At 31.3% G+C, this 5186-nt stretch carries 8 protein-coding genes and 1 riboswitch; all 8 genes read right to left on the minus strand.

The genetic code is table 11. The annotated features are described in order from the left end of the window. A partial coding sequence (gene fliG, locus SA378_RS10115) for a flagellar motor switch protein FliG (RefSeq protein ID WP_318525867.1) occupies positions 1–876 on the minus strand: 876 nt, incomplete at its 3' end. A 1-nt stretch (position 877) separates the two neighbouring features. Continuing rightward, positions 878–2455, minus strand: a complete 1578-nt coding sequence (gene fliF, locus SA378_RS10120) for a flagellar basal-body MS-ring/collar protein FliF (protein ID WP_318525868.1) — start codon at positions 2453–2455, stop codon at positions 878–880. A 34-nt stretch (positions 2456–2489) separates the two neighbouring features. Then, positions 2490–2798 (minus strand): flagellar hook-basal body complex protein FliE, encoded by a 309-nt coding sequence (fliE, locus tag SA378_RS10125; RefSeq protein WP_318525869.1) that lies wholly within the window; start codon positions 2796–2798, stop codon positions 2490–2492. A 2-nt stretch (positions 2799–2800) separates the two neighbouring features. After that, on the minus strand, positions 2801–3241 hold the full coding sequence (gene flgC / locus SA378_RS10130) for a flagellar basal body rod protein FlgC (RefSeq protein WP_318525870.1): 441 nt from the start codon (positions 3239–3241) through the stop codon (positions 2801–2803). A 12-nt stretch (positions 3242–3253) separates the two neighbouring features. After that, entirely contained in the window at positions 3254–3643 is a 390-nt protein-coding gene (gene flgB, locus SA378_RS10135) for a flagellar basal body rod protein FlgB (protein ID WP_318525871.1), read from the minus strand. A 112-nt stretch (positions 3644–3755) separates the two neighbouring features. Next, positions 3756–3836, minus strand: a riboswitch (cyclic di-GMP riboswitch). A 283-nt stretch (positions 3837–4119) separates the two neighbouring features. Beyond that, positions 4120–4359 (minus strand): carbon storage regulator, encoded by a 240-nt coding sequence (locus tag SA378_RS10140; protein WP_318525872.1) that lies wholly within the window; start codon positions 4357–4359, stop codon positions 4120–4122. Continuing rightward, on the minus strand, positions 4353–4793 hold the full coding sequence (gene fliW, locus SA378_RS10145; RefSeq protein ID WP_318525873.1) for a flagellar assembly protein FliW: 441 nt from the start codon (positions 4791–4793) through the stop codon (positions 4353–4355). Before fliW ends, SA378_RS10140 begins: the two co-directional genes overlap by 7 nt. Positions 4794–4803: 10 nt before the next feature. Further along, on the minus strand, positions 4804–5186 hold a 383-nt coding region (locus tag SA378_RS10150; protein WP_318525874.1), incomplete at its 5' end, for a DUF6470 family protein.

The raw sequence follows: 5186 nt of genomic DNA on the forward strand, positions 1-5186 counted from the left end.
AAGCTCTGACTTAATTGTGTCAGCCATCTTTGTTGACATATTGCTGAATAATACATCCGCAACTTCTTTATTTGATCCTTTAATAGCAAATACCAAATCCTTGCTGTCAACTTCTCGCAGAAATCTTTGAATACCCATTGCATCCATTGTAACAATATCTTCAAATACAAACATTCTTTTTCTGATTTCATCAGCAAGTTTAACATCCTTTTTATTAAGTTCATCAAATATGTATTTTTCATTGCTTCTGTCCATGTTGTTCATTACATCAGCAACATAGTTTACTCCGCCTATTTCTGTAAAGTCAACGGATACAATAGAATTAAATTTCTTTTCCAATTCCTGTTCGACATATTTTATTATTTCCGGCGACGTTCGGTCCATCTTTGCGATTCTTTCAACTACATCTATTCTTTTTTCCTTTGGCAGTTCTGCAATTACAGACGATGCCTGATCCGCTCTTGCATAGGATAATATAAGTGCTATGGTCTGAGGATGTTCGTTTTGTATTATAGTCAAAAGATTCTTGTAATCAGCTTTTCTTATAAACTCAAATGATTTAGTTCTTAAAGTCTTTGTAACTCTTTCTAAAAGACTTGTCGCAGTCTGAGCTCCAAAGGCTTTTTCCAGCACGTTTCTAGCATATTCAAAGCCGCCTTCAGTTATAACTTTTTGAGTCAAACATAAATCATAAAAATCTTTCAATGTATTTTCCATTATTTGTGGACTTAAATGCTGCAACCTTGAGATTTCAAATGTAAGCTGCTCAATTTCGTCTTCTTTTAAATATTTATATATTTTTGATGCATCATCCGCACCAAGGGATATAATAATAGCTGCAGCTTTTTGCTTGCCTGATAATTTAGTTTCTGCCATACTATTCTTCATCTCCCTTAATCCATGTTCTAATAAGCTGTGCTGCTATTTCAGGATTTGTTGTTGTAAATTCCTTTAACTGCTTTTTGATTGCTTGTTCGTGTGTTTCTTGAACCTTTATTCCATCCTGTATGTCAGCCCAGGAGTAGTCACCAGTAGCAGCTGTTTCAGATTTTATTTGATCCTTATTCTCAGCTTCTTTTTTCTTGCGTTTTTTCCTTAATATTAAACTTATTATGAAAATCAATATTGAAATTACTGCTAATGCAATGCCTCCATATATTAATATTTCTTTCATTGTCATAGCACCTTCTGTATTAGCTTCATCTGATATCACAGGTAAAGCAGGCGCATCAGTATCATAAAACAACATATTGTGCAATGAAACATCTTCTGTGCCGACCCCCGCTGAAAAAGCTATCAATTCTTTAACTTCAGCTAATTCCTCATCTCTTATACTCGCTTTGTTAATTACCGCTGCCACTGTGAGTTGTTCTATTTCCCCCGGATTATGCTCTATTTGTTCCTTTAATTGACTGACTAAGTAATTAATAGTGTTAGAATCTTTATAATAAATATTGTCTCCTTCAATTATAACGCCAGGATATGTTGGTACTTCAGCATTCGTTTCAGAACCAGCTACACCTCCGACAATTTCGCCTGGTCCTGTTATTTCTTTATCAGTTTTAGTATCACTTGGTACTCCGAGATTTGTTTCTTCATCCGGTAAGTATTGCATCATTTCACTTATTTTCTTATCAAAATTAATAGTGCATTTTGCTGATACCTGCACATTTTCTTCGCCATAAATTTTAGAAAGGAATTCTGTTACTCCCTTTTCAGTTTCAATTTCAAATTCTTTTTCTATTTCTAATTTCAATTTAATTGAATTTGTTTGCTTCATTTCGCTGCTGACTGTCAAACTATTTCCATCAGTATCGACTATGGCAACATTTTCTTCTTTTAATCCTTCTACACTTTTAACTACCAGCTGCATTACACCGTTTATTTGAGAAGCTGATAAAGACTTTCCACTAGCAAGATTCATTTTTACTGATGCAGAAGATTCCTTTTTGTCAGTTTCCCAAGCAAAGTCTTTTTCTTCAGGAACATTAATTGTTACGATTGCTTCTTTTACGCCGTCAATAGTTTCGATGGAACCTTGTAGTCTTTCCTGCAATTGATAAACTTCATATTGTCTTTTTTCATAATCGGTTGTCATAAAATCTATATTTTCAGTAAACACATCATAGTTTGTTCCAGTTCTAGGATGACCTGTTTGGGCTAACTGCATTCTTAACGTACTTTCCTGCTCTTCAGGTATTAGTATAGTACCTTCATTTTCATATTTGTAATCTACGTTATTTTCTTGCAGCTGCTGTATTACTTCAACTGTTTCTTCTTCATCTATATTATTGAACAGCACCACATAGTCTTTATTATTTAAAAACAACGTAATTATCAACGCTACAACAATTACGCCTAATAATCCACCAATTATAAGCTTCTTGCTTTTACTGTTTAATTTATTCCAGAAGTCTTTTACACTTTTGACAACATTTTTGATTTGATCTAACATTAATAGCTCCTAAACTATGTGCAAGTTTTTATAACTAGACACCCATACGCATTATTTCATTGTAAGCATCTAAAGCTTTATTTCTAAGTTGAATAACCAAGTCTAATGATAATTCTGCCTTTTGTGTATTTATCATTAAATTATGCACATCATCGCTTTCTCCAACAGCTAATTTGTATATATCTTCATCTACTTTGTTTTCAGCATCTATGTAATTATCTAAAGCATTATTAAAAATTGATTTAAAAGAAACTCCATTGCTTTTTTCATTCGTACCGCTAATTTTACTTGTATCATTTATTTTATCTATTCCCGTAATTGGCTGTATAGGTTTTATAAACATATCTACCTCCCTATTTCTAAAGCTTTAACTGCCATTTGTTTTGTTGTGTTCAAGGCAGTTACATTTGCTTGATAAGCTCTGTAAGCTTCCATCATATCTACAGTTTCTTTCAACGAATCCACATTAGGCATACTTACATATCCATTTTCATCGGCATCAGGATGTTCCGGATTATACACAAGTTTAAATTCACTTTGATCTTCCAAAATATCAGAAACTTCAACACCTCTTGTAATTTCATAATCATTTAAATTTTTTACCATCATATCTTTAAAACTATTTGAATCTATCGATGATAAAACTACCATTTTTCTTCTGTAAGGTTCACCATTTTCTGTTCTAGTAGTATCAATGTTTGCAATATTTTCAGATATTACATCCATTCTTAATCTTTGGGCAGTAAGTCCTGACCCACTTATATTTAGCGACTGCAAAAAAGACATACATACCTCCAATTATTTTTTGCCTTCTGAAATAACAGAATTAAGTTTTGAAAAATAAGAATTAAGTTCTGTAACTGTATACATGTATTGAAGCTGGGTTTTCGCGAGTTGAAGATTTTCTTTTTCTAAATCAACATTATTGCCATCAAGTCGCAATGATTGATTGTCATTTTCTCCGATTATTATATTGCTTGACATTATTTTACTATTCATTTCAGATGTTGCTTCATTCTCTTTATCATTTAAAATTTTCTTCAGAGTAGTTTCGAAATCAACAAATTTGCTTTTATATCCCGGTGTTGAAAAGTTTGATATATTTTCCATATTAATTTGCTGTTTTAGCCAAAGTCCATCGAGGCTTTTGTTTAACAATTGCAGGCTTAAGTTGTTATTAATACTCATCTTTATCTCCCATTCATCATCTGAAAATTCGCATATAAAAAAACATATAAATTTATATGTTTGCGTTGTGACAATAATAAATTTAATAACATTAAAAATGTATAATTTTACTATTGGCAGCTGGCAACCATAGATATCCTTAGGCTCTTTAGCTTTGTGTCACTGCCTTTCGACAGTTTTACTATTTTCAGTATCTTCCTAACCAGATTTAGTATAATAGAATATTTTACAGAATGCAAGCTTTTTCGACACCAAGTTTTATGTATTTTTATTAAGATTTTACGTATATTTATTGTATACTTTTAAGCGTAAAATATAACTTTGCATCATAGTTAATGCAGATTTTCCATAATTTTAGGCATAAAAAAAAGGCATATAAATTACATAAACTTTCACGTTTATGTATACGTCATGCTAATATATATAATAAATATTCAAAAAATAGCAAAAAAACTTATAAAAAATAAAAAAAACTTTTATTTTTTACCTGGATTTTTCAAACTTTTTTTAATACTGCTCAAACTCAATTTGTTTATTTTTTCTGAAGCCGTTATATTAAATTCACATGTTTCAGCAAGTTCTTTTCTGGTAATTTTTACTTCCTTGGGAGCATTAATTGCAATTTTTACCTTATCTTGAGAGATTTCTGAAATAATTATTTCAATGTCATCCCCAATTAATATGGATTCTGATACCTTTCTCTTTATTACTAACATTTAAGCCCCTCCCCTTCTCCAAGTATATTGTACCTGAGGGGATATGAATTCTGAAGTATTACTTGCTTAGCTATTTTTGTATTCGGATTTATGGCTATGGGACTTTTTAAATTAACAACAGAATCCTTAATTTCTTCTTTTATTATTGCAATAACTAAAAATTTTAATTCTGCTTCAGTTTTCACTCTTAATTCATTCAAATCTTCTTCATTTAGATTTGGATCATATCTGTTAATAATTGAGTACGGATCTATTAACACAAATGATAAATCCGTGTTTTCAATTGATTGAAGATACATAATGTCATCTTCAGGACTATCTTTTAATATAACATACTTAGTATATTCATCAAAACCATACATACCGCATGTAAAGTTAATTGCATCTTCCTCATTTACAGTTAAATCACCAAAGTCTCTGGTTTTTATATTCATATGTTTACCCTCATATTCTTGTATCTATAGGTTTATAATTCGGATCGGCACTTGGGGGAACAAATATAGGAGTTCCAACATAATTAATTTCAACCCTAGGATATTCATTAACTATAAATTCTATACTTCCGGGAATGAAATTAATTTTAGGTCTCTCAACATTCCAATCAAAATCAAGTTTATCCATCTCAAAATTTATCGAAAGTTCTCCAGCTTGGTAGGATATATCAGGTCCAACTTCAGGTATAAATCCAATATTAAACTCCACATTACTTAAAAATTTTCTAAGCGCTATCTCAGGAATTGGATTATCCATAAAGTTTATGTCCAGCATCAAATTCCCTTCTTCAGCATATGAGGCAGTTGCTTCATAAGCTGCCTGTATACCTTTAT

Origin of the sequence: Sedimentibacter sp. (genome assembly GCF_033447055.1) — a bacterium.
Taxonomy (GTDB): Bacteria; Bacillota; Clostridia; order Tissierellales; family Sedimentibacteraceae; genus Sedimentibacter.